This is a genomic window from Candidatus Cyrtobacter comes (assembly GCF_034470605.1).
Classification (GTDB): domain Bacteria; phylum Pseudomonadota; class Alphaproteobacteria; order Rickettsiales; family Midichloriaceae; genus Cyrtobacter; species Cyrtobacter comes.
Map to the genome: position 1 here is coordinate 1 of NZ_JARGYT010000136.1, position 1,259 is coordinate 1,259.

The following is a 1,259-nucleotide window of genomic DNA, read 5'->3' on the forward strand; positions in this document are numbered from 1 at the left end:
TCAAAGAAAATCGACGCTTAGCATTACGATTTGAGAAATCCGATCTCTCTTTCCTTGCCTTTATAGCTTTAGCATCTATTAAATACAACCTTTGTTAACAGTGCCTAGAGATTTGCCAGATATTAATTTGGTTAGTGATGCTGATAAATTAAATGATGAGAATGTAAATAAATCAGTTGTTGCTGAAGATTTGCCAGGTGTTGATCTTCAGAATGATGCTGAGCCCTCTGGTGCGTGTAATTTTGCTTTTGCCGACATATACAATCATGACGATAATAGTTTTGAATTGCGCGATGATAGCGTAAAGGTTTTTGATTTTAAAGGTTTTATGCTAGCCTTTGATAGAAATCTATTGTCTGAAGTTCAATCTATAGACATAAGCAATATACCCATAACATCTAGGGATATGTGGCATTTGGCACATTCTATTTGTTCAATTCTACAATTTGAGGGGAAAATTGAGAACTTAAAGTTAAGTAATGCTAAAATTAGTGATGATGTTCTGAGCTGTTTATCATGGTTTTTCAATAATTTGTTATATGGTGTTGAATCTCTTGATTTGAGTTCTAATTTAATTACATCTGGAGGCTTTAGGGTTTTAGCATATGCTTTAAGTAGTCAATATATGTCAGCACCACATATATCGGGAATTAGGTCTGTATATGTAGGTGGCAATCAAATATGGGATAACGGATGGCTAGTTGGGCCTTTTGGTGGTAGCCCTTTTATGAGCGGTGTATCATCTGTGTTGAGAGTTTTGAATATGAGCTCTAATCAACTTGTAGATAGTGCTTTAATAAATTTTGTAGAAGTTCTTAATAATAATAAAGGCGCATTTTCTAATCTAGAAATTTTCGATCTTCATAATAATAAAATAGGTGATCGAGGGGCCTGGTCTTTAAATGATGCTATAGATTTTGGAGTGTTGCTATCCCTTACATATGTGGATCTTAGTGAGAATGATGGAATCTCTAGTGATACACTCAAGCATACAGCAAAGCTAACTAGTAGTAATAGGGCGCACAATGTAGGCATTAATGAGAGAAGTTGGTACACGGAAGATGATATCTCAATATTATTACACAATTATTTTGCTGGAGATGCGTATTTTATTATAGCGCAAACTCAAATTGAGAACTATGGGCTACTTGCTGCAAATATTAGGCACTGTTAACAAAGGTTTTGCCAAATAATGGAAAAGATGCAATATTATATTGGAGGCGATAAATATGGTATTTAGATGGATAAAAGGTTGTTTC

1 protein-coding gene is annotated in these 1,259 nt (G+C 34.3%); it reads left to right on the forward strand.

Annotated elements, in window-relative coordinates; translation table 11 throughout:
• Nucleotides 1–100 precede the first annotated feature (100 nt).
• Nucleotides 101–1,174, forward strand: coding sequence for a leucine-rich repeat domain-containing protein (locus Cyrtocomes_RS06025; RefSeq protein WP_322498284.1), 1,074 nt, complete (start codon nt 101–103; stop codon nt 1,172–1,174).
• The last annotated feature ends 85 nt before the right edge of the window (nt 1,175–1,259 follow it).